General features: G+C 63.7%; 25 protein-coding genes. 6 read left to right on the forward strand and 19 right to left on the reverse strand.

Annotated features, from left to right (window positions below; genetic code table 11):
- The first annotated feature begins 192 nt into the window (after positions 1-192).
- On the forward strand, positions 193-582 hold the full coding sequence (locus BPHYT_RS12665; RefSeq protein ID WP_012433547.1) for a hypothetical protein: 390 nt from the start codon (positions 193-195) through the stop codon (positions 580-582).
- A 122-nt stretch (positions 583-704) separates the two neighbouring features.
- Here the strand turns inward: BPHYT_RS12665 and ftsB are convergent, their stop codons facing one another.
- The 9 genes from ftsB to BPHYT_RS12715 all read right to left on the reverse strand — a co-directional run bounded on the left by ftsB (position 705) and on the right by BPHYT_RS12715 (position 12,165).
- Positions 705-1,142: a cell division protein FtsB gene (gene ftsB, locus BPHYT_RS12670; protein ID WP_012433548.1), complete on the reverse strand. Its 438-nt coding sequence runs from the start codon at positions 1,140-1,142 to the stop codon at positions 705-707.
- Between the two features lie 107 nt (positions 1,143-1,249).
- Positions 1,250-2,533, reverse strand: coding sequence for a phosphopyruvate hydratase (gene eno / locus BPHYT_RS12675; RefSeq protein ID WP_012433549.1), 1,284 nt, complete (start codon positions 2,531-2,533; stop codon positions 1,250-1,252).
- Positions 2,534-2,749: 216 nt separating this feature from the next.
- Positions 2,750-3,604, reverse strand: coding sequence for a 3-deoxy-8-phosphooctulonate synthase (gene kdsA, locus BPHYT_RS12680; RefSeq protein WP_012433550.1), 855 nt, complete (start codon positions 3,602-3,604; stop codon positions 2,750-2,752).
- Positions 3,601-5,274, reverse strand: a complete 1,674-nt coding sequence (locus BPHYT_RS12685) for a CTP synthase (protein ID WP_012433551.1) — start codon at positions 5,272-5,274, stop codon at positions 3,601-3,603. The genes kdsA and BPHYT_RS12685 overlap by 4 nt, the downstream gene beginning before the upstream one ends.
- Positions 5,275-5,518: 244 nt before the next feature.
- Positions 5,519-6,322, reverse strand: coding sequence for an alpha/beta fold hydrolase (locus BPHYT_RS12695; RefSeq protein WP_012433552.1), 804 nt, complete (start codon positions 6,320-6,322; stop codon positions 5,519-5,521).
- A 116-nt stretch (positions 6,323-6,438) separates the two neighbouring features.
- Positions 6,439-9,228, reverse strand: coding sequence for a DNA internalization-related competence protein ComEC/Rec2 (locus tag BPHYT_RS12700; RefSeq protein ID WP_012433553.1), 2,790 nt, complete (start codon positions 9,226-9,228; stop codon positions 6,439-6,441).
- A gap of 111 nt (positions 9,229-9,339) precedes the next feature.
- Positions 9,340-10,128, reverse strand: a complete 789-nt coding sequence (locus BPHYT_RS12705; protein WP_012433554.1) for a TatD family hydrolase — start codon at positions 10,126-10,128, stop codon at positions 9,340-9,342.
- A gap of 47 nt (positions 10,129-10,175) precedes the next feature.
- Positions 10,176-10,919, reverse strand: coding sequence for a lipoprotein-releasing ABC transporter ATP-binding protein LolD (gene lolD / locus BPHYT_RS12710; protein WP_012433555.1), 744 nt, complete (start codon positions 10,917-10,919; stop codon positions 10,176-10,178).
- The gene (locus BPHYT_RS12715; protein WP_012433556.1) at positions 10,912-12,165 is read right to left on the reverse strand and encodes a lipoprotein-releasing ABC transporter permease subunit; all 1,254 of its coding nucleotides are present in this window, start codon (positions 12,163-12,165) and stop codon (positions 10,912-10,914) included. The genes lolD and BPHYT_RS12715 overlap by 8 nt, the downstream gene beginning before the upstream one ends.
- A gap of 311 nt (positions 12,166-12,476) precedes the next feature.
- Here BPHYT_RS12715 and BPHYT_RS12725 point away from each other — a divergent pair, with 311 nt between their 5' ends.
- The 5 genes from BPHYT_RS12725 (at position 12,477) to BPHYT_RS12745 (ending at position 19,530) form a co-directional block, all read left to right on the forward strand.
- On the forward strand, positions 12,477-13,643 hold the full coding sequence (locus BPHYT_RS12725) for a hypothetical protein (RefSeq protein ID WP_012433557.1): 1,167 nt from the start codon (positions 12,477-12,479) through the stop codon (positions 13,641-13,643).
- Between the two features lie 52 nt (positions 13,644-13,695).
- The gene (recJ, locus tag BPHYT_RS12730; protein ID WP_012433558.1) at positions 13,696-15,402 is read left to right on the forward strand and encodes a single-stranded-DNA-specific exonuclease RecJ; all 1,707 of its coding nucleotides are present in this window, start codon (positions 13,696-13,698) and stop codon (positions 15,400-15,402) included.
- A 260-nt stretch (positions 15,403-15,662) separates the two neighbouring features.
- Positions 15,663-16,767 (forward strand): peptide chain release factor 2 gene (gene prfB / locus BPHYT_RS37260; protein WP_148225088.1). Its coding sequence is split into 2 segments (ribosomal slippage): positions 15,663-15,743 and positions 15,745-16,767, totalling 1,104 coding nucleotides; the frame shifts between segments, so codons are not numbered across the junction.
- A gap of 149 nt (positions 16,768-16,916) precedes the next feature.
- Positions 16,917-18,473 (forward strand): lysine--tRNA ligase, encoded by a 1,557-nt coding sequence (lysS, locus tag BPHYT_RS12740; protein ID WP_012433560.1) that lies wholly within the window; start codon positions 16,917-16,919, stop codon positions 18,471-18,473.
- 313 nt (positions 18,474-18,786) lie between these two features.
- Positions 18,787-19,530: a glycine zipper 2TM domain-containing protein gene (locus BPHYT_RS12745; RefSeq protein WP_012433561.1), complete on the forward strand. Its 744-nt coding sequence runs from the start codon at positions 18,787-18,789 to the stop codon at positions 19,528-19,530.
- Positions 19,531-19,652: 122 nt separating this feature from the next.
- On the opposite strand, the gene iscX is transcribed toward BPHYT_RS12745, so the two are convergent.
- From iscX to BPHYT_RS12795, 10 genes are all read right to left on the reverse strand, one after another.
- Positions 19,653-19,850: a Fe-S cluster assembly protein IscX gene (iscX, locus tag BPHYT_RS12750; RefSeq protein ID WP_007181290.1), complete on the reverse strand. Its 198-nt coding sequence runs from the start codon at positions 19,848-19,850 to the stop codon at positions 19,653-19,655.
- A gap of 15 nt (positions 19,851-19,865) precedes the next feature.
- Complete coding sequence (gene fdx / locus BPHYT_RS12755; protein WP_012433562.1) at positions 19,866-20,207, reverse strand: ISC system 2Fe-2S type ferredoxin; 342 nt, start codon at positions 20,205-20,207, stop codon at positions 19,866-19,868.
- Positions 20,208-20,361: 154 nt separating this feature from the next.
- Positions 20,362-22,233, reverse strand: coding sequence for a Fe-S protein assembly chaperone HscA (gene hscA / locus BPHYT_RS12760; protein WP_012433563.1), 1,872 nt, complete (start codon positions 22,231-22,233; stop codon positions 20,362-20,364).
- A gap of 109 nt (positions 22,234-22,342) precedes the next feature.
- A complete protein-coding gene (gene hscB, locus BPHYT_RS12765) occupies positions 22,343-22,870 on the reverse strand; it encodes a Fe-S protein assembly co-chaperone HscB (RefSeq protein ID WP_012433564.1) in 528 nt (175 codons plus the stop codon).
- Positions 22,871-23,034: 164 nt separating this feature from the next.
- Positions 23,035-23,358, reverse strand: a complete 324-nt coding sequence (gene iscA, locus BPHYT_RS12770) for an iron-sulfur cluster assembly protein IscA (protein ID WP_012433565.1) — start codon at positions 23,356-23,358, stop codon at positions 23,035-23,037.
- Positions 23,359-23,517: 159 nt separating this feature from the next.
- The gene (gene iscU, locus BPHYT_RS12775; RefSeq protein ID WP_012433566.1) at positions 23,518-23,934 is read right to left on the reverse strand and encodes a Fe-S cluster assembly scaffold IscU; all 417 of its coding nucleotides are present in this window, start codon (positions 23,932-23,934) and stop codon (positions 23,518-23,520) included.
- A 71-nt stretch (positions 23,935-24,005) separates the two neighbouring features.
- Complete coding sequence (locus BPHYT_RS12780) at positions 24,006-25,229, reverse strand: IscS subfamily cysteine desulfurase (protein ID WP_012433567.1); 1,224 nt, start codon at positions 25,227-25,229, stop codon at positions 24,006-24,008.
- A 75-nt stretch (positions 25,230-25,304) separates the two neighbouring features.
- Positions 25,305-25,835: a Fe-S cluster assembly transcriptional regulator IscR gene (iscR, locus tag BPHYT_RS12785; RefSeq protein WP_012433568.1), complete on the reverse strand. Its 531-nt coding sequence runs from the start codon at positions 25,833-25,835 to the stop codon at positions 25,305-25,307.
- Between the two features lie 133 nt (positions 25,836-25,968).
- Complete coding sequence (locus BPHYT_RS12790) at positions 25,969-26,466, reverse strand: low molecular weight protein-tyrosine-phosphatase (RefSeq protein WP_012433569.1); 498 nt, start codon at positions 26,464-26,466, stop codon at positions 25,969-25,971.
- Between the two features lie 148 nt (positions 26,467-26,614).
- Positions 26,615-26,854 (reverse strand): hypothetical protein, encoded by a 240-nt coding sequence (locus BPHYT_RS12795; protein ID WP_012433570.1) that lies wholly within the window; start codon positions 26,852-26,854, stop codon positions 26,615-26,617.
- Between the last annotated feature and the right edge of the window lie 43 nt (positions 26,855-26,897).

The following is a 26,897-nucleotide window of genomic DNA, read 5'->3' on the forward strand; positions in this document are numbered from 1 at the left end:
GTCGCATTCGGCGCGCGTTTCACATGCGCGGAACAGAGGCTCATCACACCCGTATCACGGCTGTAAAAATACCGCGCCGCCCGCTGCCTTTTCAGAGCACGGGCGGCGCAGTATCTTTGATCATTGCGTTGAATCATTGGCGGTGCGCGCGGCGCATGATTTGCTTAGGCATCCGGCCGATGGAGATCGAACATGAACCACCCTACTTCGTTGATCCCGCTGCTGCGCCGTGGGCGCTCGGTGGCTGTGCTGGCTGTTTTGATCGGGAGTGGCGCGCTGGCGGGTTGCATGATGGATCCGCCGGGCCCGTCGCCGATTTATAGCCGGCTGCCCGCCGACCAGTCGGGCGTGGCTACCACCGCCCAACCGCTGACGCCTGAAGAACGCCAGCGCTATGACGCGATCGACCGCCAGGTAATGGCCGAGCAGAATCAGGCGATTGCAGCCGATAACGCGGCGCAGGCGTGGTCGCGTTACTACACGCCGCCTGTCACCGTCTACGGCAGCTATTACGGCGGTGGATGGGGACACGGCTGGGGTACGGGCGTCGGCGTCGGCTACGGGTCCTATTACGGCTGGTGAGCGACTGCAATCGCCCGGGTCGCGACTGGTCGCGCCGGGGCGAGGCCAAAGAAAAAGGCACGGTTCTCACCGTGCCTTTTTTGCATCCATCGACCTGAACCGTTGTCGTGCTAGGGCGACGCTCAGTGCGCAGGCTTCTTGTCTTTCGCAGCAGCCGCCTTACTACCATGCTTGCGATCCGGCTTCGCGCGCGACTCCGGATTCGGCACCACATGCAGCGGTGCCGCCGACATCTCGCCCCGTGTGGAGGTCGTGACCGAAGGTGTATTCGCCGACGGCAACGGCGCGTTCGGCGAGACGAACTGCACGAACACTTCGCCGTCCTTCACCATGCCCATTTCATAACGCGCGCGCTCTTCGACAGCGGCCGTGCCGTTCTGCAAATCCTGCACTTCGCCTTGAATGCGTTCGTTGCGCAGTTTCGAATCGGCGTTCTTTTGCACCTGCTGCGCGAGTTGCTGCTGCAACTCGTGCACGCGCAACCAGCCGCCGTGCCCCCACCAGAGCGGGTACTGGATCAGCGCCAGTAGAACGATCAGGACAGCAGTGACAAGCCGCATGAAGTAAGCACAATAAATACACGCCGCCCTGCGCTATACGCAGGGCGGCGGGGTCAATCAGAAACGAAGAATAACCGGCTCATCGGTCAGCGCCAGCGAACCAGTCATTAGCGCAGATTGTAGAACGCCGACTTGCCCGGGTAGCTGGCGATATCACCGAGGTCTTCTTCGATGCGCAGCAACTGGTTGTACTTCGAGATGCGGTCCGAACGCGACAGCGAACCCGTCTTGATCTGACCGGCGTTCAGGCCGACCGCGATATCCGCGATCGTCGAATCTTCGGTTTCGCCCGAGCGGTGCGAGATCACGGCGGTGTAGCCGGCGCGCTTGGCCATTTCGATCGCCGCGAAAGTTTCCGTCAGCGTACCGATCTGGTTGATCTTGATCAGGATCGAGTTGGCGATACCCTTCTCGATGCCTTCCTTCAGGATGCGCGTGTTGGTGACGAACAGGTCGTCGCCTACCAGTTGCACCTTCTTGCCGAGCTTGTCGGTCAGAGTCTTCCAGCCGGCCCAGTCGCTTTCGTGCATGCCGTCTTCGATCGAGACGATCGGGAACTTGTCGGCCAGGTTCGCGAGATAGTCCGCGAATTCCGTCGACGACAGTTGCAGGCCTTCACCGGCCAGCTGGTACTTGCCGTCGTGGTAGAACTCGCTGGCTGCGCAGTCGAGCGCGAGCAGCACGTCTTCACCGGCGCGGTAGCCGGCTTTCTCGATGGCTTGCAGGATAGTCGACAGGCATTCGTCGTTGCTGCCGAAGTTCGGCGCGAAGCCGCCTTCGTCGCCCACTGCCGTGCTCATGCCGCGATCCGACAGGATCTTCTTCAGCGCGTGGAACACTTCGGCGCCGCAGCGCAGTGCTTCGCGGAAGGTCGGCTGGCTAACCGGCACGATCATGAATTCCTGAATGTCCAGGCTGTTGTTGGCGTGCGCGCCGCCGTTGACGATGTTCATCATCGGCACCGGCAGTTGCATCGCGCCCGAGCCGCCGAAGTAGCGGTACAGCGGCAGGCCGGCTTCTTCAGCGGCAGCTTTTGCGACGGCCATGGAAACAGCCAGCATCGCGTTCGCGCCGAGGCGCGACTTGTTGTCCGTGCCGTCGAGTTCCAGCAGGGTCTTGTCGAGGAAAGCCTGCTCGGAAGCGTCGAGGCCCATGATCGCTTCGGAGATTTCGGTGTTGATGTGCTCGACAGCCTTCAGCACGCCCTTGCCGCCGTAACGGCCGGTTTCGCCGTCGCGCAGTTCGATTGCTTCACGCGAACCCGTCGATGCGCCCGACGGCACCGCGGCGCGGCCCATCGTGCCCGACTCGAGCAGCACGTCGCATTCGACGGTGGGGTTGCCTCGCGAATCGAGAATCTCTCGACCGATGATATCTACGATAGCACTCATGGTTTCCTCAAGAAATGACGTTGAATTCTTTACTGTGACACTGTATCTGGCGCCTGACGATCCAGAGTCAGCGCTTCATCGCTCACTTCGGTCCCGTGCAGAGCACCGGTCTCCCCGGCAAACTACCCGCGCGCAGATACGTTCGACGACCATTGCGTGCATTCGCCGCGTGCCACGATTATGCGTACCGCTCGTGACACGCCGTGAACGCCTGAATCAGTTGAAATTGCTTTCGAGAAACGGCGCGCGCTTGACGGCCTGGTCGAGCGTAACCAGCGTCTCGAGCAGATCGGCCATGCGATGCAGCGGCACGGCGTTCGGACCGTCCGACCTGGCTTCAGCCGGATTCGGGTGCGTTTCCATGAAGAGCCCCGACACGCCCACCGCCACCGCGGCACGCGCCAGCACCGGCACGAATTCGCGCTGACCGCCCGAGCTCGTGCCCTGCCCGCCCGGCAACTGCACCGAGTGAGTGGCGTCGAACACGACCGGCGCGTTGGTTTCGCGCATGATCGCAAGCGAACGCATGTCCGACACGAGATTGTTATAACCGAACGACACGCCGCGCTCGCACGCCATGAAGCGGTCTTCCGACAAACCTGCTTCGCGCGCGGCATCGCGCGCTTTGTCGATCACGTTCTTCATGTCGCCCGGTGCAAGAAACTGGCCTTTCTTGATGTTGACCGGTTTGCCCGAACGCGCGCATGCGTGAATGAAGTCCGTTTGACGGCACAGGAAAGCCGGCGTTTGCAACACGTCGACCACCGAGGCAACCTGCTCGATTTCGTGCTCGGCGTGAACGTCGGTCAGCACTGGCAGACCGAGCTGGCGCTTCACTTCCGACAGAATCCGCAAACCTTCGTCCATGCCCAGACCGCGGAACGATTTGCCGCTGCTGCGGTTGGCCTTGTCGTACGACGATTTGTAGATGAACGGAATGTTCAGCTTCGCGCAGATTTCCTTCAGCCGGCCCGCGACGTCGATCGTCATCTGCTCCGATTCGACTACACAGGTGCCTGCGATCAGGAAAAACGGCTTGTCGAGCCCGATTTCGAAATCGCCCAGTTTCATGCTTTCTCCCCGACTGCGACCGGCGCTTGCGCCTCGTGATGCGCGAGCGCCGCTTCGACGAACGACTTGAACAGCGGATGCCCGTCGCGCGGCGTGGACGTGAATTCCGGGTGGAACTGTACGCCGACGAACCACGGGTGCATGCTGCGCGGCAATTCCATCATTTCCGGCAGATCTTCGCTCGGAGTACGGGCGCTGATGATAAGGCCGCCGGCTTCGAGTTGGGGCACGAAGCGGTTATTGACTTCATAACGGTGGCGATGGCGTTCGTTCACGTCCTTGCCATAAATCTCTTCGGCCATGGTGCCGGGCTTGATCGGGCAACGCTGCGAACCGAGGCGCATCGTGCCGCCCAGATCCGACTCTTCCGTGCGCTTTTCGACGCGGCCTTCGCGGTCATACCACTCGGTGATCAGCGCGACCACGCGGTTGGGCGTTTCCTGATCGAACTCGGTGCTGTTCGCGTCTTTCAGACCGACCACGTCGCGGGCGAATTCGATGACGGCGAGTTGCATGCCGAGGCAGATGCCGAGATACGGCACCTTCGCTTCGCGCGCATAGCGGATCGCGGCGATCTTGCCTTCGGTGCCGCGACGGCCGAAGCCGCCCGGCACGAGCACGGCGTCCAGATGCTTGAGGCTTTCGACGCCTTGCGTCTCGACCTCTTCCGAATCGATGTATTCGATGTTGACCTTGGTCGACGTATGCATCGACGCGTGGCGCAGCGCTTCGATCAGCGACTTGTACGACTCGGTCAGATCGACATACTTGCCGACCATGCCGATCGTGACTTCGTGCTTCGGATGCTCCAGCTTCTCGACGAGGTCGGACCACATGGACAGATCCGCGGCATGCGGCGTGAGCTTGAGCTCTTCGCAGATGATCGCGTCCAGACCTTGATCGTGCAGCATCTGCGGAATCTTGTAGATGCTGTCCGCGTCCCATACGGAGATCACGGCGTCTTCCGGTACGTTCGAGAACATGGAAATCTTTGCGCGCTCGTCGTCCGGAATGCGGCGGTCGGCGCGGCACAGCAGCACGTGCGGCGAAATACCGATTTCGCGCAGCTTCTGCACGCTGTGCTGCGTGGGCTTGGTTTTCAGTTCGCCAGCCGTCGCGACCCAGGGCACCAGCGTGAGGTGCACGAAGCACGCGCTGTTGCGGCCCATGCGCAGGCTCATTTGACGGGCTGCTTCGAGGAACGGCAGCGATTCGATGTCGCCCACGGTGCCGCCCACTTCGACGATGGCGACGTCCGGCTCACCGCACGTCGCGGAAGCCGCGCCGCGTTCGATGAACGCCTGGATTTCATTCGTGATGTGCGGGATGACCTGCACCGTCTTGCCGAGATAGTCGCCGCGGCGTTCCTTGCGGATCACCGATTCGTAAATCTGGCCTGTGGTGAAGTTATTGGCCTTGCGCATCTTCGTGCTAATGAAGCGCTCATAGTGGCCGAGGTCGAGGTCAGTCTCCGCTCCGTCTTCCGTCACGAACACTTCGCCGTGTTGAAACGGACTCATCGTGCCGGGGTCGACATTGATGTAGGGATCGAGCTTGAGGAGGGTGACTTTAAGACCGCGCGATTCGAGGATCGCGGCGAGGGAAGCGGCGGCAATACCCTTGCCGAGGGAAGATACTACGCCGCCGGTGACGAAAACATATTTGGTCATCGCTGGATGCTCGCGGAAAAAACGGATTATACCGTAAAGCAGGGCCCCAACCCCAGCAAAATCCTGGCGGCATCCGCACGTGCGCACGCCGCGGCGGCGGCCGTTGCCGCGCGCGGATCATGCACCGTTTCTTGCGCCGCGTGCCGGCGCGGCGCGCTATGGCCGGCGTCGCGGCGCATGGCTGATGCTGCGGCCGTCGCCGTCAGCGCTCAAGTCCGCGCCAACGTCCGCGCGTGAGTTCGCGTCAACCGCGCTGCTCCAGTTCATGCAACATGCTTTGCACCGCGCGCGCGGTTTCGACGGGTTTTTCCATCGGAAAGAGATGACTGCCCTCGATCCATTCCACATGGCCGCCGGTCGCGCGGCGGGTGGCGTCGAGACCGGCCTGGCGGATTTCCTTCGAACGCGTGCCGGCGATGAAGCCCACCGGCACCGGCGCGCCCCGGGCGAGCCGCGAGCCCAGCGTGTGCGGCAAGGTCTTATAGATCTGATATTCGGTACGACGGTCGAAGGCCAGCGAGCGCGAGCCGTCGGGCGAAGTCTGCGGAATGCCGAAGTCGATGTAGTCGGACAGCATGCGCTCGTCCCAGCGCGCGAACGCCGGCTTCGAATGGAAATGGCGCCACGCTTCGTCGCGGCTCGTCCACTGGGTGCGACGCGTGCGGGTCGCGGCCGCGGGCGAGAGCCGCTCGTCGAGGCCGGTCCATTGCGACACGCGCAGCATACTGCTGCGCCAACCGGCGATCACCGGCGAATCGAGCATCACCACGCCGCGCACCCATTGCGGCTTCTTGAGCGCGGCCATCAGCGAAAGATAGCCGCCGAGCGAATGTCCCACCAGCCAAACCGGGTACTCGTACGTCCTGCGGATGTCGTCGAGCAACTGTTCGACCAGATGCGGCCAGTCCTGCGTCACCGGAAAACGCGCGTCGTGCCCGATCCGCTCGATGGAGCGCAGTTCGTAGTCGTCGGCGAGCTCGGCGAAAATCGTGCGATAGGTCGATGCCGGAAAGCCGTTCGCGTGCGAGAAGTGAATGATGTTTTTCAACTGCGGCTGTCTCCGTTCTGTTCTTGCGTGCGGGTCGTGGCACACGCCTGCGGGTAGTCGACATGCCCGGCGCGCGTTTCTTCTATCTGCGCGCCGGCAATTCACCAATTAACCGGTCAGCGATCCATCCAGTAGCGGCGCTGCGTGTCGCGATAGCGCTCGAGCGTGACCGTGGCGCTGCTGCGGGTGGCGTCGCTTATCTCGCCGCCCGGGTTCACCTCGACGCGCACCGCACCGTCCACGTCGCTGCGCCCGAGCTCGATCCGTCGCGCCTTGTAGCGCTCGAACACACCCGCATTCGGATGATGAAAACGGTTGCGATAGCCTACCTGAAATAGCGCGATGAGCGGATCGATAGAGTCGAGGAACGGCTCGGTCGACGAAGTCTTGCTGCCGTGATGCGGCACGACCAGCACTTGTGCGCGCAACGCCTCGCGATCGCGCGCGAGCAGAACGCGTTCGACGGGCGCCTCGATGTCCGCCGTGAGCAAGGCCGTCATGCGCGGCGGTTCTGTATGAGTATGGCTGATCGACGGGCTTGCGGCGGTCGGCAAAGTGCTGACCCGCAGCACGCAGCAATGCGCATTCGGCTTGCCTTGCAGCGGCCCGGCGTCCGGCCAGAGCATTGCGAACTCCACGCCGTCCCACTGCCAGCGCTGACCCGCCGCACAAGGCAGCGTGTCGGCGCCGCGTTGCCGCGCATTCGACCACAGCGCATTCGACGGCGCCAATGCCGCCACCATTTGATGCACATCGATCGCGTCCAGCACGGCGGGCGCGCCGCCCGAATGATCGGAGTCGGCGTGGCTCACGATCAACGTATCGAGCGCCGTCACGCCACGCGCCTGTAAAAACGGCACGACCACCCGCTCGCCCGCGTGAGTCGACTCCGGTCCCGGTCCGGTATCGAACAGCAACGTGTGATGCGTCGTTTCGACCAGCACCGAGGTGCCTTGACCGACGTCCAGCGCGGTCAAACGGAAACTGCCGTGCGGCGGTCCGGACGGCGCGGGTATCAGCAGCGGCAGCCAGGTCAGCGGCGCGGCCCAGCGCAGCGGCCAGCCGCGCGGCGCAAGACACCAAAGCACGCCGACTGCCGCCGCGGCCAGCGTCCATGCATCCGGTTGCGGCAGACGCCAGAGCGTCCAGGCGGGGCCGGATAGCGCTTGCAAGCCCACCGCCAGCAGGTCCAGCAAAGCGTGTGCGCCATGCCATGCGTAGGCGTCGAACGGCGCCGGCAACGCGACGCCGGCCAGCACCGCCGGCGTGACCAGCAGGCTTACCCACGGAATCGCGAAAGCATTCGCGAGCGGGCCGATCAGCGGAATCTGCGCGAACCAGTAGATGGTCAACGGCGCAAGCGCGATCGTCACGGCGAACTGAACCTGCGCGGCGCTGCGCAACCTCGCGCCGGCATCGCGCAAGCGGCGGCGCAAAACGATAACCAGTCTCGACCAGCGGCTCGCCGCAGCGCCGTCGTCCGCTGTTTCGTCGCGGTGCTGTTCGTGATCTTGCACATGCGGCCGCCCCGACATGGCGTACAGAATCGCCGCCACCGCGCAGAACGACAACCAGAAGCCCGCCGACACGACCGCCCACGGATCGACCACCAGCACGAGCCCCAAGGCCCACGCGAGCACCGCCGAGCGCGGCACATTGCGCCCGCTGATAAACGCGAGCGCGACGACCCCGGCCATCCACAGCGCACGCTGCGCCGGCACGTTGAACCCGGCCAACGCGGCATGCAGCGCGGCGAACAGCGCACCGCCCGTCACCGCGACGACTTGTGCCGGCAGCCGCAACGGCCAGTTGCGGCCGAACCATCCGGAGCGCCGCCACACCGCGCCGGCCAGCCAACCCGCAAGGCCCGCGACGAAGCCAATATGCAGCCCCGAAATCGCCACCAGATGACTCGTACCCGTGCCGCGCATCAACAGCCAGTCCGCGGCGCTGACTTCGTCCTGCGCGCCGATCGCGAGCGCCACGACAATCCCGCGATGCGGCGCGTCAGCGAGCACTGCATCGATCCGTTCGCGCAGCGCGGCGCGCCAGCGGTCCACCGTCACGCCGACGCCGCGCGCCCTACCAGGCAATCGCACAGCGTGAACCGGCGCGCTCACATAACCGGTGGCGCGCACGTTGCGTGCGAGCAGAGTCGCCTCAGCATCGCGCACGCCGAAGTTGGCATTGCCATGCGGACGCTTGAGGCGCACGGCCAGCCGCCATCGTGAGCCCGGCTCGAGCAAAGGCGGCGGCGCATCTTCGGCGATCCACGAGAGCTGGATGACGCGAGGGAAAGCGTCGATTGGCGCATCGGCAGACTCGACGTCGAATAGAAAACGCGCACCATTTTCATCGTGTGACGGCAAGCCTTTGATACTGCCGACGACCTCGATATCGCGCGCTTCCCACGCGTTCGGCAAGCTCACCGCAAGACGCATGTCCGCACGGATCGCTGCGTAGCCAAAGCCCGCGCACATGGCCGCGCACCACACGGCGCTCCAGCCCAGGAAGGAACGCACGCGCCGGCTGAAGCGGATGCGGAGTACGAGCGAAGCGAGGGTCGTAGCACACGCGTGCTGCCAATCGCCGGGCGCCACCGTTGACCTTGTCGCGGCGCCAACTCGCGGCACGGTCCCAACCTCAGTGTCAGCGTCAAGCTCCGCTATAGCCGGAGCTCTATCTGCATTCGTAGTTCCGGCCTCAGCCGAAATGCTAGTTACGCGGGTCATCGCATGATCCGCACCGACCGCCGCGCGACTACCCTCGCCCAAACCCCACACCGCCGCCACGACCGCGGCGCAAGCAAGCATCACCAACCCGCACAACGCCGTCCAGTCCGGCAACACCGCCTGCCGTTGCAGCCCGATCACGCCCAACGCAAAACCACACCACCATGCCCGCATCCGCCCTCCGCCAGCAATCGCCGGACGACGGAACACTCGACGCGCGCGCGTCAGCGAGCCCGCCAGGCGTGGGTATCGCCCGGCGCGAACCACTCAGACCATCGGGTTCAATTATGCAGAGGAAAGTGCCAGCCGCGGCAGCGCGGCGAGCGCGTTAGCCGTTGTGCCTAGGGCGGCTTCGTCGGCGGCCATGCCGCGCAGTTGCGCGAGGCCGGCGCCGATTGCGGGAATCTGCTCCGGCGTGTTGCGCTGCTTGTAGATCCACGACGGCGCGATGTCCGGCGCGTCGGTTTCGACGACCAGCGCGTCGAACGGCAACTGCTCGGCGAGACGGCGAATTTGCCGCGCGCGCTCGAAAGTCAGATTGCCGCCGAAGCCGAGATGCATGCCCTGATCGATATACGCCTGAGCCTGCTGAAAACTGCCGTTGAACGCGTGCGCGATGCCGCAATGAATCTGATGCCGCCGCAGTCCTTTGATGACCTGATCTTGCGATTTGCGCACGTGGCAGATCACCGGCAGATCGAACTCACGCGCGAGCTGCAACTGGCCGTTGTAGAAGAATTGCTGGCGCGCGTCGTCGAGCCCGTCGACGAAATAATCGAGTCCTATCTCGCCGATGCCGACAAAGAGCGGATCATCGAGACTCGCCTCGATTTCCATGCGCAACAGATCCAGATCGCTTTCCTGCGCGCGAGGCGTGAACAGCGGATGAATGCCAAGCGCGTACGCACCGCCCTCAATCTGGTGTGCCAACTCACGCACCGCCGCGAAATTCTGCCGGCCGATCGCCGGAATCACGATTCGCCCCACGCCCGCGCGACGCGCCGCCGCCGCGACTTCCGCGCGATCGGCGTCGAATTCCGATGCGTCGAGATGACAGTGCGTATCGATCCACATCACAGACCTCGCGAGCGGCGCGGCAGCCACGCCGAATGGACGGCCATTTAAACCGGCACCGGCGGCTCTTCGTGCAGCACGCCGTCGCGCAGCCGCATGATGCGGTCGCAACGTCCCGCGAGTTCGGGATCGTGCGTGACGATCACGAAGCTCGTGTCGAGCGTTTGCGACAGTTCGAGCATCAGATTGAACACGGTGTCGGCGGTGCCGCCGTCGAGATTGCCGGTCGGTTCGTCGGCCAGTACGCAGGCGGGCTTCGTCACCAGTGCCCGGGCAATCGCCACGCGCTGGCGCTCGCCGCCCGACAGCTCGCCCGGACGATGCTTCGCGCGATGCCCCATGCCGACGCGTTCCAGCACCGCGAGCGCTTCGCGGCGCGACGCTTCGGTCGTCATGCGGCGGATCCGCAGCGGCATCGCGACGTTATCGAGCGCGGTGAACTCCGGCAGCAGATGGTGGAACTGATACACGAAACCCAGCGCGCGATTGCGCAGGTCGTTGCGTTCGCGCTCGGAGAGCCTGGTGAAGGGCTTGCCCATCACCGAGACATGGCCGGCGCTCGGATCGTCGAGGCCGCCGAGCACGTGCAGCAGCGTGCTCTTGCCGGAGCCCGACGCGCCGACGATCGCGAGCTTCTCGCCACGCCGCACGCTCAGCTCAGTGTTGTTGAGGACCGTCACGTTCAGGCCGCCCTGCACGAACGACTTGGAAATGCCGGTTGCTTCCAGCACGTAGGGATGCGGCACGGTGTCGGAAGAAGCCATGGACAGATTAGCGGAACGGTCATTCATAGCGCAGTGCCTCCGCCGGACGGACTTTGGCACCACGCCAGCTCGGGTACAACGTGGCCAGCGCGGACATCACGAAGGCGATGACGCCGATTCGCGCGACGTCGGCCGGAACCAGTTCGGACGGCAGTTCGCTGATGAAATACACCGACGGCGGCAGGAACTGCACGCCGAGCAGGTGTTCGATCATCGGCACGAGCCATGGAATACTCCACGCGATCAGGCAGCCGAGCGCGACGCCGGTGGCAGTGCCGATAAAACCGATCGTCACGCCCTGCACCACGAAAATCTTCATGATCGAACCGGGCTGCGCGCCGAGCGTGCGCAGAATCGCGATGTCGGCCTGCTTGTTGGTCACCGTCATCACAAGCGACGACACCAGATTGAACGCCGCCACCGCGATGATCAGCGTGAGGATGATGAACATCATGCGTTTTTCGATCTGCACCGCCGAGAACCAGGTCTTGTTCTGCTGCGTCCAGTCGCGAATGTATAAATCGCCGGACAGCGTGCGCGCAAGCTGATGCGCGACTTCCGGCGCGCGCTGCATGTCGGTCAGGCGCAGCCGCACGCCGGTCGGCGCGGGCAGCCGGAACAGCGCCTGCGCGTCCTTGATGTTGATCAGCGCGAGCGTGCTGTCGTATTCGTAGTGACCCGACTCGAAGATGCCCACCACCGTGAACTGTTTTAGCCGCGGTAGCATGCCGGCGGGCGTAATGGTGCCTTCGGGCGCGACCAGCGTGATCTTGTCGTTGACCGTCACGCCGAGATTGGTGGCGAGGTCGGCGCCCAGCACGATGCCGAAGTCGCCCGGCACCAGCGCGTTCAGACTGCCGCCTTTCATCTCCTTACCGATATCGGACACCTGCGGCTCCAGCGACGGCTCGACGCCGCGCAGCGCCACGCCGCTCACCGCGTCCTGGCGCGTGAGCAGCGCCTGGGCTTCGACATACGGCGCCGCGCCGATCACTTCCTTGTTCTGGCGGGCCTCTTTGGCGGTGAGTTGCCAGTCGGGCATCGAGCCGGTCGGCGAAAAGATTTCCACGTGCGCGAGCACCGACAGCATGCGGTCGCGCACCTCTTTCTGAAAGCCGTTCATCACGGACAACACGACGATCAGCGCCGCGACGCCGAGCGCGATGCCCGACATCGACACGAGCGCGATGAAGGAAATGAAGCCGTTACCGGTCGTGCGTTTGCCGGCGCGGGTGTAGCGCCAGCCAATCTGCCATTCGTAGGGAAATTTCAAGCGAATCCTTTTCTGCGTTCTTCGGCTTTGTGCCGCGCACGAAGGCGTGAAGCGCCGTTCGTGCGGCCCGAGCGTCGTGATTGTTGGTGTCGTTGCGGCGCGGATGGTTCCGGTGCGGCGCGCCGTTGCGTAGCAATGCGCGCGCCGGCGCGGTCCGCGGCCGGCTGAAAGGCGGCTCCGGTCGTCGCCGCCATTACCGCCACCACTAATCACGCGCGAAGTTTGCCATACAATTCGGCCCGCTCGCGCAAAGGGAGTGTGGACGGCAGGTGCGGCCCGGGCGTGCAAATCCTCGCGCGCTTTGCCCTACAATGCGCAGCATCATGCTCGCCAACCGTCTCCATCTTCTCCTGCCCTTCGCGCTGCCCGCCGCAGCGGACGCCCCCACCGCCCTTCACGACATCCGCAGTCCGGCCCTCGACCGGCTGATCGCGCGCGCGACGCTGGTGGAGCGCGTGGTCGGCGAAGACTTTCAGCGCACACTGCCGCACGAGCGCTGGGTGGCGCGCCAGTTCGGCGCGCTGCCGAGCGGCGCGGCGGCCGCCGACGAAGCGCCGCTCGCGCCCTACATGCTGCGCGCCGACGGCGGCGAACCCGGCACCGCCACATGGGCTTGCGTGCAGCCGGTGCACGTGCGGATCGCGCACGATCATCTGGTACTGATCGACCCGGCCTCGCTCGACCTGTCCGACGAAGAAGCCGGCGCACTGCTCGCGGTCGCGCGGCCGTTGATCGAGGAACTCGGCGTGCGCATCGAAGCGCCGCGGCCCGCGCGCTGGTATCTGTCGGGCGACGGCTTCGGCACGCTCGCCGGCGCGTCGCCGTTGCGCGCGAGCGGACGCAACATCGAAATCTGGCTGCCGCACGAGGCGCATTCCGGCGAGCGTTCGCGCGCGTGGATGAAGCTGCAGAACGAAGTGCAGATGGCGTGGTTCGAGCACCCGGTCAACGAAGCACGCGAGGCGCGCGGCCTGCCTGCGGTCAATTCGATCTGGTTTCACGCGCAGGGCGCCGCGCAGCCTGTACGCAGTCCGTTCGCACGCGTGTTCTCCGATGCAGCCGCAACGCGCGGTCTCGCGATGACCGCGGGCGTCGCGGCGGCTGCGCCGCCAGCGTCGTTTGCGGCATTGCGAGCGGCTGGCGCTGCGCGCGGCGCGTCGGATGACGCTATACGAGGCTCGTCCGAGCTCAACGCCGACGCTAATGCAAACACGAGCACGAGCGGGCCGACGCTGGTCGAACTCGATCCGTTCTCCGCGCCCTACATCGAGCAGGACTGGGCGCGCTGGAACGACGCCTTCGCCGCCATGCAAACGGACTGGTTCGAACCGGCGCTCGCCGCGCTGCAATCCGGCGATCTCGCCGAACTCGGCCTGACCTTGTGCGGCGACACCGGCTCGGTGACGCTGTCGGTCACACGCGGCGATCTGCGCAAATTCTGGCGGCGGCGTGTGCTCGCCTCGCTCTTCATCGAATGATTGATTGAATGACTCGACGAATGACCCCACGAATGACTCACGGCCTCTCCGAATGACTCGAATCGTTACGCGCGCCTGCTCTCCCGTCGACGCCGAAATCCTCACCCGCCATGGCCTGCATCCGGTACTCGCACGCCTGTACGCGTCGCGCGGCGTGTGCATGCCGGACGAAATCGAAACCGGCCTCGCGCGGCTCGTACCGCCGGTCGCGCTCAAGGGTTGTGAAGAGGCCGCCGCCCTGCTCGCCGACGCGATCCAGCAGAAACGCCGCATGCTGGTGGTCGCCGATTACGATTGCGACGGCGCGACCGCCTGCGCAGTCGCCGTGCGCGGCCTGCGTATGTTCGGCGGGCGCATCGAGTATCTGGTGCCGAACCGTTTCGAGTATGGCTACGGCCTGACGCCCGAGATCGTCGCGCTGGCCGCGCGCAACGCGTCGGGCAAACCGGATCTGTTGATCACGGTGGATAACGGCATCGCCAGCGTCGATGGCGTGGAAGCGGCCAACGCGCTCGGCATCGACGTGCTGGTCACCGACCACCACCTGCCCGGCGACGAACTGCCGGCCGCCCGCGCGATCGTCAACCCGAACCAGCCGGGCTGTACGTTTCCGAGCAAGTGTATCGCGGGTGTCGGCGTGATGTTTTATGTACTGCTCGCATTGCGCGCGGAATTGCGTCGCCGTGGCGCCTTCAACGACGCGTTTCCCGAACCGCGCCTCGACGGCCTGCTCGATCTGGTCGCGCTCGGCACGGTCGCGGACGTGGTCAAGCTCGACGGCAATAACCGCGTGCTGGTCGCGCAAGGCTTGCAGCGCATCCGCAAGGGCAAGATGCAGCCGGGCATCGCCGCGTTGTTTCGCGCCGCCGCGCGCGACGCCCGCAGCGCATCGGGCTTCGACCTCGGCTTCGCGCTCGGGCCGCGCCTGAATGCGGCGGGCCGCCTGTCGGACATGTCGCTCGGAATCGAATGCCTGACTACGGACGACATCGGCCGCGCATGGGATCTCGCGCAGCAACTCGACACGATGAATCGCGAACGCCGTGAGATCGAAGCCGGCATGCAGCAGCAGGCACTCGAAGACCTGTCGGCAATCAATCCGGACGGCGCGACCACCATCACGTTGTTCAATCCGAGCTGGCATCAGGGCGTGATCGGCATCGTCGCTGGGCGGTTGAAAGAGAAATTCCACCGGCCGTCGTTCACCTTCGCGCTCGCCGACGACAGCGGCCAGACCGTCAAAGGCTCGGGCCGCTCCATCTCGGGCTTCCATCTGCGCGACGCGCTCGATCTGATCTCGAAGCGCGAGCCGGGCCTGATCGTCAAATTCGGCGGCCACGCGATGGCCGCGGGCCTCACGCTCGCCGCCGCCGACGTGCCGCGCTTCACGGCCGCGTTCGAAGCGGTCGGCCGCGAATGGCTGTCCGAGGACGCGCTCTCGCGCACCGTGGAAACCGACGGCGAACTGGAAGACGCATACTTCACGCCGCAATTCGTCGAAATGCTCGACGCCGCCGTGTGGGGCCAAGGCTTTCCGGCGCCGGTGTTTTCGGGCGAATTCGACATCGCCTCGCAAGCGCTCGTGAAGGACAAGCACCTGAAACTGCAACTCGTGCGCGGGCGCCAGCGCTTCAACGCGATCTGGTTCAATCACACCGACACCCTGCCCGCGCGCACCACCGTCGCCTATCGCCTCGCGAGCGATACGTGGAACGGCGTGTCGCGCGTGCAGTTGATCGTCGAGCATGCGGCGAGCTAAGGTGGCCAGCTGAAAAGCCCAGCCGGACCGGGCGAGTTGCAATCGCGAGCTGAAGCGCGGACCTGACGCGGCCAATGCAGGCGATGAGTCGGCGCTGGCGCATCAAACGCCTTGCCGGCCGTCCCAACCCCCGTCGACCTAAAACCCCGAAAATCTCCGCAAAATCAACCGCAAACACGCGCCGGATCGCTCAACAGCCACCGGCGTGGCGTACCGATCGGCTATAATTTCTCCTTTTTACGAAGCTATAAAAGATCGACATGGAAGCGGAACGTCTCAACGCGATCGAAGCCTCACTGGCGGACCTGCGCACTCGCGCAGACTCGCTACGGGGGTATCTTTGACTACGACGACAAAGCACTGCGTCTAATCGAAGTCAACCGGGAACTCGAAGACCCCGACGTCTGGAACGACTCGAAGCACGCCCAGGCCCTCGGCCGGGAAAAGAAGCTGCTCGACGACACGGTCGGCAAACTCACGTCGCTCGATAACGACCTGCGCGACGCGCAGGACCTGTTCGACATGGCTCGCGAGGAAGACGACGAGGAAACGCTCCTCGCCTGCGAATCCGACGCGCAAGGCATCGAACAGCGTGTCGCCGACATGGAATTCCGCCGCATGTTCGCGAACCCGGCCGATCCGAACAATGCGTTTCTGGACATCCAGGCCGGCGCCGGCGGCACCGAGGCGTGCGACTGGGCGTCCATGCTGCTGCGCCAGTATCTGCGCTACTGCGAGCGCAAAGGCTTCAAGACCGAAGTGCTGGAACAGACCGACGGCGACGTCGCGGGCATCAAGAACGCCACGATCAAGATCGAAGGCGAATACGCGTACGGCTTTCTGCGCACCGAAACCGGCGTGCACCGCCTCGTGCGCAAGTCGCCGTTCGATTCGTCGGGCGGCCGTCATACGTCGTTCTCGTCGGTGTTCGTGTACCCGGAAATCGACGACTCGATCGAAGTCGACATCAACCCGGCCGACCTGCGTATCGACACGTACCGCGCGTCCGGCGCGGGCGGTCAGCACATCAACAAGACCGACTCCGCGGTGCGTATCACGCACATACCGTCGGGCATCGTCGTGCAGTGCCAGAACGACCGGTCGCAGCACCGCAACCGTGCCGAGGCCATGGCCATGCTGAAATCGCGCCTGTACGAAGCGGAAATCCGCAAGCGTCAGGAAGAGCAGGACAAGCTCGAAGCCGGCAAGACCGATGTGGGCTGGGGTCATCAGATCCGCTCGTACGTGCTGGATAACAGCCGTATCAAGGATCTGCGGACCAACGTCGAAATCAGCAATACCAAGAGCGTGCTCGATGGCGACCTCGATCCGTTCATCAGCGCCAGCCTGAAACAGGGCGTCTAAGCGCAACCGGCGCGGCTTGCAACGCCGCGCCGCAGCTTCGCTGTTTGTTCGTCGCTGCCTCGCTGTTTCCTAACACCGCCTGAGGTTTTTACTGACTGGCCACCCGCATGCGAGCCACTCCCGTGCGGGCTACCGAATATCAGATCATCATGACCGAACCGACCCAGCCTAATGCGGCCCAGCCTGACGCGGCCCGACCCAACGTCGCGCCTGAGATGGACGACAACAAGATCATGACCGAGCGCCGCGAAAAGCTGCGCGAACTGCGTGAGCAAGGCGTCGCCTATCCGAACGATTTCCGCCCCACGCATCACGCGGAAGATCTGCAATCGCAATACGAGCAATCCGACAAGGAAGCGCTCGAAGCGAATCCGCTCGAAGTCGCGATTGCCGGCCGCATGATGCTCAAGCGCGTGATGGGCAAGGCGAGCTTCGCGACCGTGCGCGACGGTTCGGGTCAGATCCAGTTCTTCATCACGCCCACCGACGTCGGCCAGGAAACGTACGACGCCTTCAAGAAGTGGGACATGGGCGACATCGTCGCGGCGCGCGGCGTGCTGTTCCGCACCAACAAGGGCGAACTCTCGGTGCGCTGCACGGAGCTGCGTCTGCTGTCGAAGTCGCTGCGTCCGCTGCCGGACAAGTTCCACGGTCTCGCCGACCAGGAAATGAAGTACCGCCAGCGATATGTCGATCTGATCGTCACGCCGGAAACGCGCAAGACTTTCGTCGCGCGCACCAAGGCGATTTCGTCGATCCGCAAGTTCATGGCCGAGGCCGACTTCATGGAAGTCGAAACGCCCATGCTGCACCCCATTCCGGGTGGCGCGGCGGCCAAGCCGTTCACCACGCACCACAACGCGCTCGACATGCAGATGTTCCTGCGCATCGCACCGGAGCTGTATCTGAAGCGGCTGGTGGTCGGCGGCTTCGAGCGTGTGTTCGAGATCAACCGTAACTTCCGCAATGAGGGCGTGTCCGTGCGCCACAATCCGGAATTCACGATGATCGAGTTCTACGCCGCGTACACCGATTACAAGTGGCTGATGGACTTCACCGAACAGCTGATCCGTCAGGCGGCGATCGATGCTTTGGGTACCGCCACGATCACGTACCAGGGCCGCGAACTCGATCTGGCGAAGCCGTTCCATCGCCTCACGATCACGCAAGCCATCCAGAAGTACGCGCCTCAATATACGAACGAGCAACTCGCCGACAGCGCCTTCCTGCGCACCGAGTTGAAGAAGTTCGGCGTGGATGCGTCGCAGCCGCAGTTTCTGAACGCGGGCGTCGGTTCGCTGCAGTTGGCATTGTTCGAAGAAACCGCCGAGTCGCAATTGTGGGAGCCGACGTACATCATCGACTACCCGATCGAGGTTTCGCCGCTGGCGCGCGCGTCGGACAAGGTCGCAGGCATTACCGAGCGTTTCGAGCTGTTCATCACGGGCCGCGAGATCGCCAACGGCTTCTCGGAGCTGAACGATCCGGAAGACCAGGCAGCGCGCTTCAAGAAGCAGGTCGACCAGAAAGAAGCCGGCGACGAAGAAGCGATGTTCTATGACGCGGACTACATTCGCGCGCTCGAATACGGCATGCCGCCGGCCGGCGGTTGCGGCATCGGCATCGACCGTCTGGTCATGATGCTGACCGACAGCCCGAGCATCCGGGATGTGATTCTGTTCCCGCATCTGCGTCGCGAAGACTGAACGCTGCGTGGTTCAAAGCATGTGCAAACGCCCGGCTCGATGCCGGGCGTTTTTCTTGCCGCCGCTCGGGTGTGGCGCCCGTTTGACGGTTTGTAACCATCGGTAAAAGCTGCATGCTGTGCGATGATTCGACTGCGGACATTCATTGCACGAGCGCTTGCCGGAAGCGGCGCCCGGCCGCGTTGCGCGGCTTATATGCGAATCAGCGCGATGTTTGAGCGGAAATCGTTACAAATTGAAACCCTCACAAAATCGATTTATCCGACACTCGGACTTACCAAAAGTCGACTCCCGTTGAAAACGGAGGCCAAAAATGGACAATCCAAACACGCAACCCACCACGCAGTCCGCTCAGCCTGCGCAGCCGCGCCGGATTCACCCACTTGTCGCGACCGCGGCCGGTGCGGTGATCATCGCAAGCCTTGCCGCGACGGCGGCTGTAACCGGCCTGTTCACGAAGGCGTCCAGTAGCGGCGCGCAAAACGATCAGACGCAAGCTGCGCAGGTGGCGACACAGGCCACGCCGCCGGGTGTGGTCGATTCGGCGGCGCCCGCCAATCTGACGGCGCAACAGGCCGCGCAGCAACAGGCCGCGCAGCAGCAAGCCGCGCAACAGCCGCGACCCGCTCCGGCGCCTGCACCCACACAGCAGCAATACGCTCAGCAGCAACAGGCGCAGCCGGCACCTAACTACGCACAGCAACCGCCGCCGCAACCCGCCTACTGCTCGAGTTGCGGGACAGTCGAGGCCATCTCGGCGGTGCGTCAGGAAGGTCATGGCACCGGAATCGGCGCAGTCGGCGGCGCAGTGGCCGGCGGCGTGGTCGGCAATCAGTTCGGCAGTGGCAACGGGCGTACCGCGATGACCGTTCTCGGTGCGCTCGGCGGCGGCCTTGCCGGCAACTCGGTCGAAAAACATATCCGCAGCACCACGTCGTATTCGGTGCGCGTGCGGATGGAAAACGGCAAGACGCGTTACTTCACTTACCATGAAGCGCCGCCGTTCCAGCAAGGTCAGCGCGTGCGGGTTCAGAACGGCACGCTCGTGGCGAGCTAACCTCTCGCAGCGAGCTTTCCGCCAGACGCAAAAAAGGCGATTCCAAATGGAATCGCCTTTTTCTTTGCCGCAACCTGAAGCGCAATCAAATCGCTGACCGGCGCCGGAAAACTCAGCGGCGCTCAGTAATCCGCGTCTTCAATCCATGCAGCCTGAATCGCCTCGAGGATCTTTTCGTTCGACCGGTTTGGATCGTCGTCGAATCCTTCCAGCTCGGTGACCCAGCGGTGCAAGTCGGTGAAGCGCACCTGTTGCGGATCGATGTCCTGGTGCTTGTCAGTCAGGGCCATCGCGATGTCTTGCGTATCGGTCCACTTCATGGCTGCATCCTCCTGTTAGTGATTTTCCTTCGCGTGATTGATCGAGTAGCGAGGGATTTCGACAACCAGATCCTGCTCAGCCGGCACCATGGCCTGGCACGACAGACGCGAGGCCGGTTCGAGCCCCCACGCCTTGTCCAACAGATCGTCCTCGTCTTCCTCCGACGGCGTCAAGGCGGCGAAACCCTCACGCACGATCACATGACAGGTCGTGCAGGCGCACGACTTCTCGCACGCGTGCTCGATTTCAATGCCGTGTTCGAGCAGGTTGTCGCAAATGCTCTTGCCGGGCACGGCATCGATCACCGCGCCTTCCGGGCACAGTTCGACGTGAGGCAGCACAACGATTTGAGGCATACATTTTCCGTTTGGGTCTGCGGCACGGCGGCCGCAAACAGGCTCCGTACCATTTTACTGGCGCCGCACGGACTTTTTAAGAAGTCTGCGCGGCGCGATTCGATTTTTGCGGCGGCCTCTCGCAAGTCAAGGCCGCCTGCCGTTAGCGCAACGCTCAGATCTCGTCGAGCTTGCGGCCGGCGAGCGCGCGGCGAATGCCCTTGTTCATGCGGCGGGCGGCAAATTCGTCGGTGCCTTCGGCGAGCGTTTTGGTGGCGGCTTCGATCACGTCGACGTCGTCGCTTTGCACGACGTTGCGCAATGCATCGAGGAGCGCGTCGAGCTCGGCGCGCTCGCTGTCGTCGAGCAGTTCGGCGTCGGCGTCGAGCGCGGCCTCGGTGGCTTCCACGAGACGGCGCGCTTCGACTTGCGCTTCGCGCAACGCGCGCGCGCGCATGTCGACTTCAGCGGTCGAGAAACTGTCTTCGAGCATGCGCGCGATGTCGTCATCCGCGAGACCGTAGGACGGCTTCACCACCACAGATGCTTCCACGCCCGAGCCCTGCTCGCGCGCGAACACGGACAGCAGGCCGTCCGCGTCCACCTGGTAAGTCACGCGGATGCGCGCGGCGCCCGCGGCCATCGGCGGAATGCCGCGCAGTTCGAAACGCGCGAGCGAGCGGCAGTCGCTGACGAGCTCGCGCTCGCCTTGCACGACGTGGATCGCCATCGCCGTCTGGCCGTCCTTGAAGGTCGTGAAATCCTGCGCGCGCGCGACCGGAATCGTCGAATTACGCGGGATGATCTTCTCGGTCAAACCGCCCATCGTTTCGACGCCGAGCGAGAGGGGAATCACGTCGAGCAGGAGCCAGTCGTCGCCGTCGGCGCCACGGTTGCCCGCGAGCAGATCGGCCTGGATCGCCGCGCCGAGCGCGACCACCTGATCCGGGTCGAGATTGATCAAGGGCGGCTGGCCGAAAAACGACTCGACCGCGCGGCGAATCACCGGCATGCGCGTCGCGCCGCCGACCAGCACCACGCCCTTGATTTCTTTCGTCGTGACTTTGGCGTCGCGCAGCGCCTTTTTCGTCGGGCCGAGCGTGCGCTGCACGAGCGCCTGTGTGATCGCTTCGAAAGTGGCTTCGTCGATCGTCAGATCGAGCCTGGCGCCGTTCGAAAGCTCGGCTTGCAGCTTCGCATTCGGCGCGTCGGACAGGGCCTCCTTGGCCTCGCGTACGCTGTCCAGCAGCAGGCGCACATCTTCCGGGGCGAGTGTTTGCGGCGCAATGCCGGCCTGCTCCAGCACATGGCGATACAGCGCGTGGTCGAAATCGTCGCCGCCGAGCGCGGAGTCGCCGCCGGCCGCGAGCACTTCGAATACACCCTTGGTGAGCTTGAGAATCGACAGGTCGAAGGTGCCGCCGCCGAGGTCGTACACGGCGTACAGACCTTCGGAACCGTTGTCGAGGCCGTAGGCAATCGCGGCCGCGGTCGGTTCGTTCAGCAGGCGCAGCACATTCAGGCCGGCCAGACGCGCTGCGTCTTTGGTCGCCTGACGCTGGGCTTCGTCGAAGTAAGCCGGCACCGTGATCACAGCGCCGACCAGTTCGTCGCCGAGCGTGTCTTCGGCGCGCTGGCGCAGCGTCGCCAGAATTTCGGCCGACACTTCGACCGGGCTCTTCACGCCGTCGATGGTACGGATCTGCACCATGCCGGGCGCGTCGATAAAGTCGTACGGCGCGTTTTCGGCGCCCTCCACTTCCGCCTTGCCACGACCCATGAAGCGCTTGACCGAGACGATCGTGTTACGCGGATCGCTCGCCGCCTCGGCCTTGGCGGTGCGGCCGATACGCCGGCCGCCTTTTTCGAGGTAGCGCACCACCGACGGCAGCAGCGCATAGCCGTCCGCGTCGGGCAGCACGTCGGGCACGCCGCTGCGCACGGCGGCGACGAGGGAATTGGTGGTGCCGAGATCGATACCGACCGCCAGACGCCGCTGGTGGGGCGCCGGCGCCATGCCGGGTTCAGAGATTTGCAGTAGGGCCATCTGGATCTTCTCGGGGCCGCTCGGCCCCGTCCTGAATTTTCGCGTTGCTGGATGTAATGCTACGGCTCTTCTGGCGGCCATTGCCGCAATCGCGGCGCGCTCGGGCTCGCTAGTTATCGAGCCGCTCGATCTGCGTGCCGATTTCCGACGCCACCCGTTCAATAAACATCAATTGCCGCACGGCTTCGCCCGCGGCCTGATTCGCGCCGCTGTCGAGCAACGCGCCGAGCTTGTCGAAACGCATGCGCTCTTCGTCGCGCAGTTCGGTGAGCAAGGCGTCGAGCGCGTCGACGTTCTTCGCCGCCGCCGCGTCTTCGATGCCTTCACGCCATTCCATCTGCTGCATCAGGAACGCCGGCTCCATCGCCGTATTTTCGTGCGCGCCGACGTCGATGCCGCGCAGATGCAGCAGATAGGTGGCGCGCTTCAACGGATCGCGCAACGTCTGATACGCCTCGTTGGTGCGCGTCGCCCATTGCATCGCAATGCGCTTTTGCGCGTCGCCGGCCGCCGCGAAGCGGTCCGGATGCACTTGCGCCTGGACCGTGCGGTAGGCGTGATCGAGCGCGGAGGCGTCGAGCGCGAATTGCGCCGGCAGATCGAACAGGTCGAAGTGGCTGTCGTTCAGCGAGGCCATCGGATAGAAGAGGTCCGTTCAGGAAAGCGCACCGGAGTGCAGTCTAAAAACGCGGCTCGTCGAAGCGGAGCCCAGCGGCATAAGCGAATTCGCGCGAATTCGCGGATCAAACTAAAAAGGCGGCACGCGCCGCCTTTGATCCGCTGCACGCGGAATGTCCCGATTTACACGCGGAACGATTCGCCGCAACCGCATTCGTCCTTCACGTTCGGGTTGTTGAACTTGAAGCCTTCGTTCAACCCTTCACGTGCGAAGTCGAGTTCGGTGCCGTCGATATAGGCGAGGCTCTTCGGGTCGACAATGAGCTTTACGCCGTTGCATTCGAAGACCTCGTCTTCGGGCGCGAGTTCGTCCACGTACTCGAGCTTGTAAGCCAAACCGGAGCAACCGGTGGTGCGCACGCCGACGCGCAAGCCGACGCCTTTACCGCGCCGGTTCAGATACTTCTGGACGTGCTGTGCTGCCTTTTCGGTCAACGTAATTGCCATAGCGTTTCTCATTGCGCAGAGTGTGCCGGCCATGCCTCTACCCGCTCACGCGCTGCTACCCTGCCTGCACCAAATATCGTTCGTGCCGGACGGCTGGCGTGAATCCACGCCGTCGTCCGTTTCGATTTACCTGAAACCGCGCCGCAACTGCCGCTCTGGTTAAGCGTGTTGCTTGTCGCCTTCGACCGAAGCAGCTTCACCGTGACGTTGCTTGTAGTCGGCGACCGCTGCCTTGATCGCGTCTTCCGCGAGGATCGAGCAGTGGATCTTCACCGGCGGCAGCGCCAGTTCTTCGGCGATCTGCGTGTTCTTGATCGACATGGCTTGATCGAGCGTCTTGCCCTTCACCCACTCGGTGACGAGCGAGCTCGATGCAATCGCCGAACCGCAGCCATACGTCTTGAACTTCGCGTCTTCGATAATGCCGTCCGCGCCCACGCGGATCTGCAGCTTCATCACGTCGCCGCATGCCGGCGCGCCGACCATGCCGGTGCCGACCGCATCGTCGTCCTTCGCGAAGGAACCGACGTTGCGCGGGTTTTCGTAGTGGTCCAGAACCTTGTCGCTATAAGCCATGATGACACTCCTTGATTCGTTTCAACCTGCAATTCGCAATTCGATGAATTCGACGTCGTCCAAACGGCGCGTCAGTGCGCTGCCCACTGGATGGTCGAAATATCGATCCCGTCCTTGTGCATTTCCCACAGCGGCGACAAATCGCGCAGCTTCGAAATCTTGGTCTTCAGCAGGTTGATCACGTAATCGACATCCTGCTCGGTCGTGAAACGGCCCACCGTGAAGCGGATCGAGCTGTGCGCCAGCTCGTCGTTGCGGCCCAGCGCGCGCAACACATACGACGGTTCCAGCGAAGCCGACGTGCAAGCCGAGCCCGACGACACCGCCACATCCTTCACCGCCATGATCAGCGATTCGCCTTCGACGAAATTGAAGCTGATGTTCAGATTGTGCGGCACACGCTTTTCCATGTCGCCGTTCACATACACTTCTTCCATTTCCGACAGGCCGCGCAGCAGACGGTCGCGCAGCATGCGAACGCGCTCGTTTTCCGTCGCCATTTCTTCGCGCGCGATACGGAACGCTTCGCCCATGCCGACGATCTGGTGCGTGGCCAGCGTGCCCGAACGCATGCCGCGCTCGTGACCGCCGCCGTGCATCTGCGCTTCGATACGGATACGCGGCTTGCGGCGCACGTACAGCGCGCCGATGCCCTTCGGACCATACGTCTTATGCGCCGAGAACGACATCAGGTCGACCTTCAGCTTTTGCAGATCGATCGCGATCTTGCCGGTGGCTTGCGCCGCGTCGACGTGAAAAATGATGCCCTTTTCACGCGTAATCTCGCCGATCGCCTCGATGTCCTGGATCACGCCGATCTCGTTGTTCACCGACATGACCGACACCAGAATCGTGTCCGGACGCAGCGCGACCTTGAACTTTTCGAGGTCGATCAGGCCGTCGTCTTTAACGTCCAGATACGTGACTTCGAAGCCTTCGCGTTCGAGTTCGCGGCAGGTGTCGAGCACGGCCTTGTGCTCGGTCTTCACCGTGATGATGTGCTTGCCTTTGCTCTTGTAGAAGTGCGCGGCACCCTTGATCGCCAGGTTGTCCGACTCCGTGGCACCCGAGGTCCAGATGATTTCGCGCGGATCGGCGTTCACCAGCGCGGCGACATTCTCACGCGCTTCTTCGACTGCGCGCTCCGCCGCCCAGCCATACGAGTGGCTACGCGATGCGGGGTTGCCGAACTGCTCACGCAGATACGGAATCATCTTGTCCACCACGCGCGGATCGATCGGTGTCGTCGCGCTGTAATCCATGTAGATGGGCAGATGGAGAGTGTCGTTGTTCATCAATTGCTCCGGGGACGTCGTGTGCTCTGGCTTCTGGGTTTCTTATCAGGCTGCGGTGACTGCTCGATACAGCGCCTAGGAACCGGCCATGTTGAAAACTGAATTGGGCCCTTTCGGCGCCACGCGGACGGGTTCGACCGCCGGCGCTTCGTTGCGTCTGTCGCGTATCACCGCCGGCGCGCCTTCCCGCGAGCGCTGCTGATCGACCAGATCCTTCAGCGACACCGAATCGAGATACTCGACCATTTTCTGGTTCAGCGTGGACCACAGTTCGTGCGTCATGCAGTGGCCGTCGTGCTGTTTGGTGCCCTCGCACGAGCCCTTGCCGCCGCATTGGGTGGCGTCGAGCGGCTCATCGACAGCGATGATGATGTCGGCCACGGTTACGTCTTCAGCGCGGCGAGCCAGATTGTAGCCGCCGCCCGGTCCGCGCACGGACTCGACGATTTCATGACGACGCAGCTTGCCAAACAGCTGCTCGAGGTACGACAGGGAGATGTGTTGGCGCTGGCTGATACCCGCAAGCGTCACCGGGCCCTGCTCCTGGCGCAGTGCCAGGTCAATCATCGCCGTGACGGCGAAACGGCCTTTCGTGGTGAGTCTCATATGGTGTGGGAACCGCAATTCTCGACAAGTTTTGTCAAGTATAAATACATGAGCGATTTAGTCAAGTATCCCTACCGCGATTTGGGTCATTTGCTTAATTGCTGGATAAGCTCGGCGCGCTTCCTCGCCGGGTCTATGCAAGCAACTGGGGACGCAGCGCCGCGATGAGCCCGCGGCAGGCAACTTCGCACTGATCCAGCACCTGCTCGAAGCCTTCCACGCCGCCGAAATACGGATCGACGACTTCGCGGGCGCCACTCCAGCGGGCGTCCGCTTCGGGGACAAATTCCATCAGCAGACGGATCTTGTCGCGTTGGTGCGGCGGGCAGATTTGACGCAAGGCGACAATGTTCTTGTCGTCCATGGCGATCAGCAGGTCGAAGCGGTCGAAATCCGCCGCGGCGATCTGGCGGCCGCGTAAGCCGGCGAGCTCATACCCGCGCCGGCTGGCTGCCAGTTGCGCGCGCTCGTCCGGCGGCTCGCCGATGTGCCAGTCGCCCGTTCCGGCGGAGTCGATCACAATGCGTTCCGCGAGCTTCGCCTCGTCGACCAGATGACGCATCACACCTTCCGCGGTCGGCGAACGACAGATGTTCCCGAGGCAGACAAAGCAGATGGATACGGTTTTCATCGAGGGCTTTTTAGGCGCGTAACGCGCGCAGACTGACTGTTGGTAAATGTTGCCGCGATTATACAAAGCTGGCCGGAATCTCGCCTGCGGCTGGCGCGAGCATGGCGTTCGGTATAGCGGCCGATCCCGGTCGCGCTCAACCTCGTGCTTATGACGCTTCCGCGCCCGGCATCGCCGTAGCGGCGCGCATCGGTTTCGCGCGCAAAGTCGAGGCGTCGTCGATCATGCCGTAAGAAACGGCACGCGCGAGTTCAGCCGTCAACTGGTCGGCGGCGAGCGGAGCTTGCGGGACGCGCGAAGCAGCGTCGCCACAAATATGGAGATAAGCAGCCGCAGCGAGCGGCACAACGATGGCAAGGGGCCAGTACACCGATATTGTCTTTTTCATGATGTCGATTCTTCCGATTGGGGGCAGATGAGTTCGTTACCCA

Origin of the sequence: Paraburkholderia phytofirmans PsJN (assembly GCF_000020125.1) — a bacterium.
Classification (GTDB): Bacteria; Pseudomonadota; Gammaproteobacteria; order Burkholderiales; family Burkholderiaceae; genus Paraburkholderia; species Paraburkholderia phytofirmans.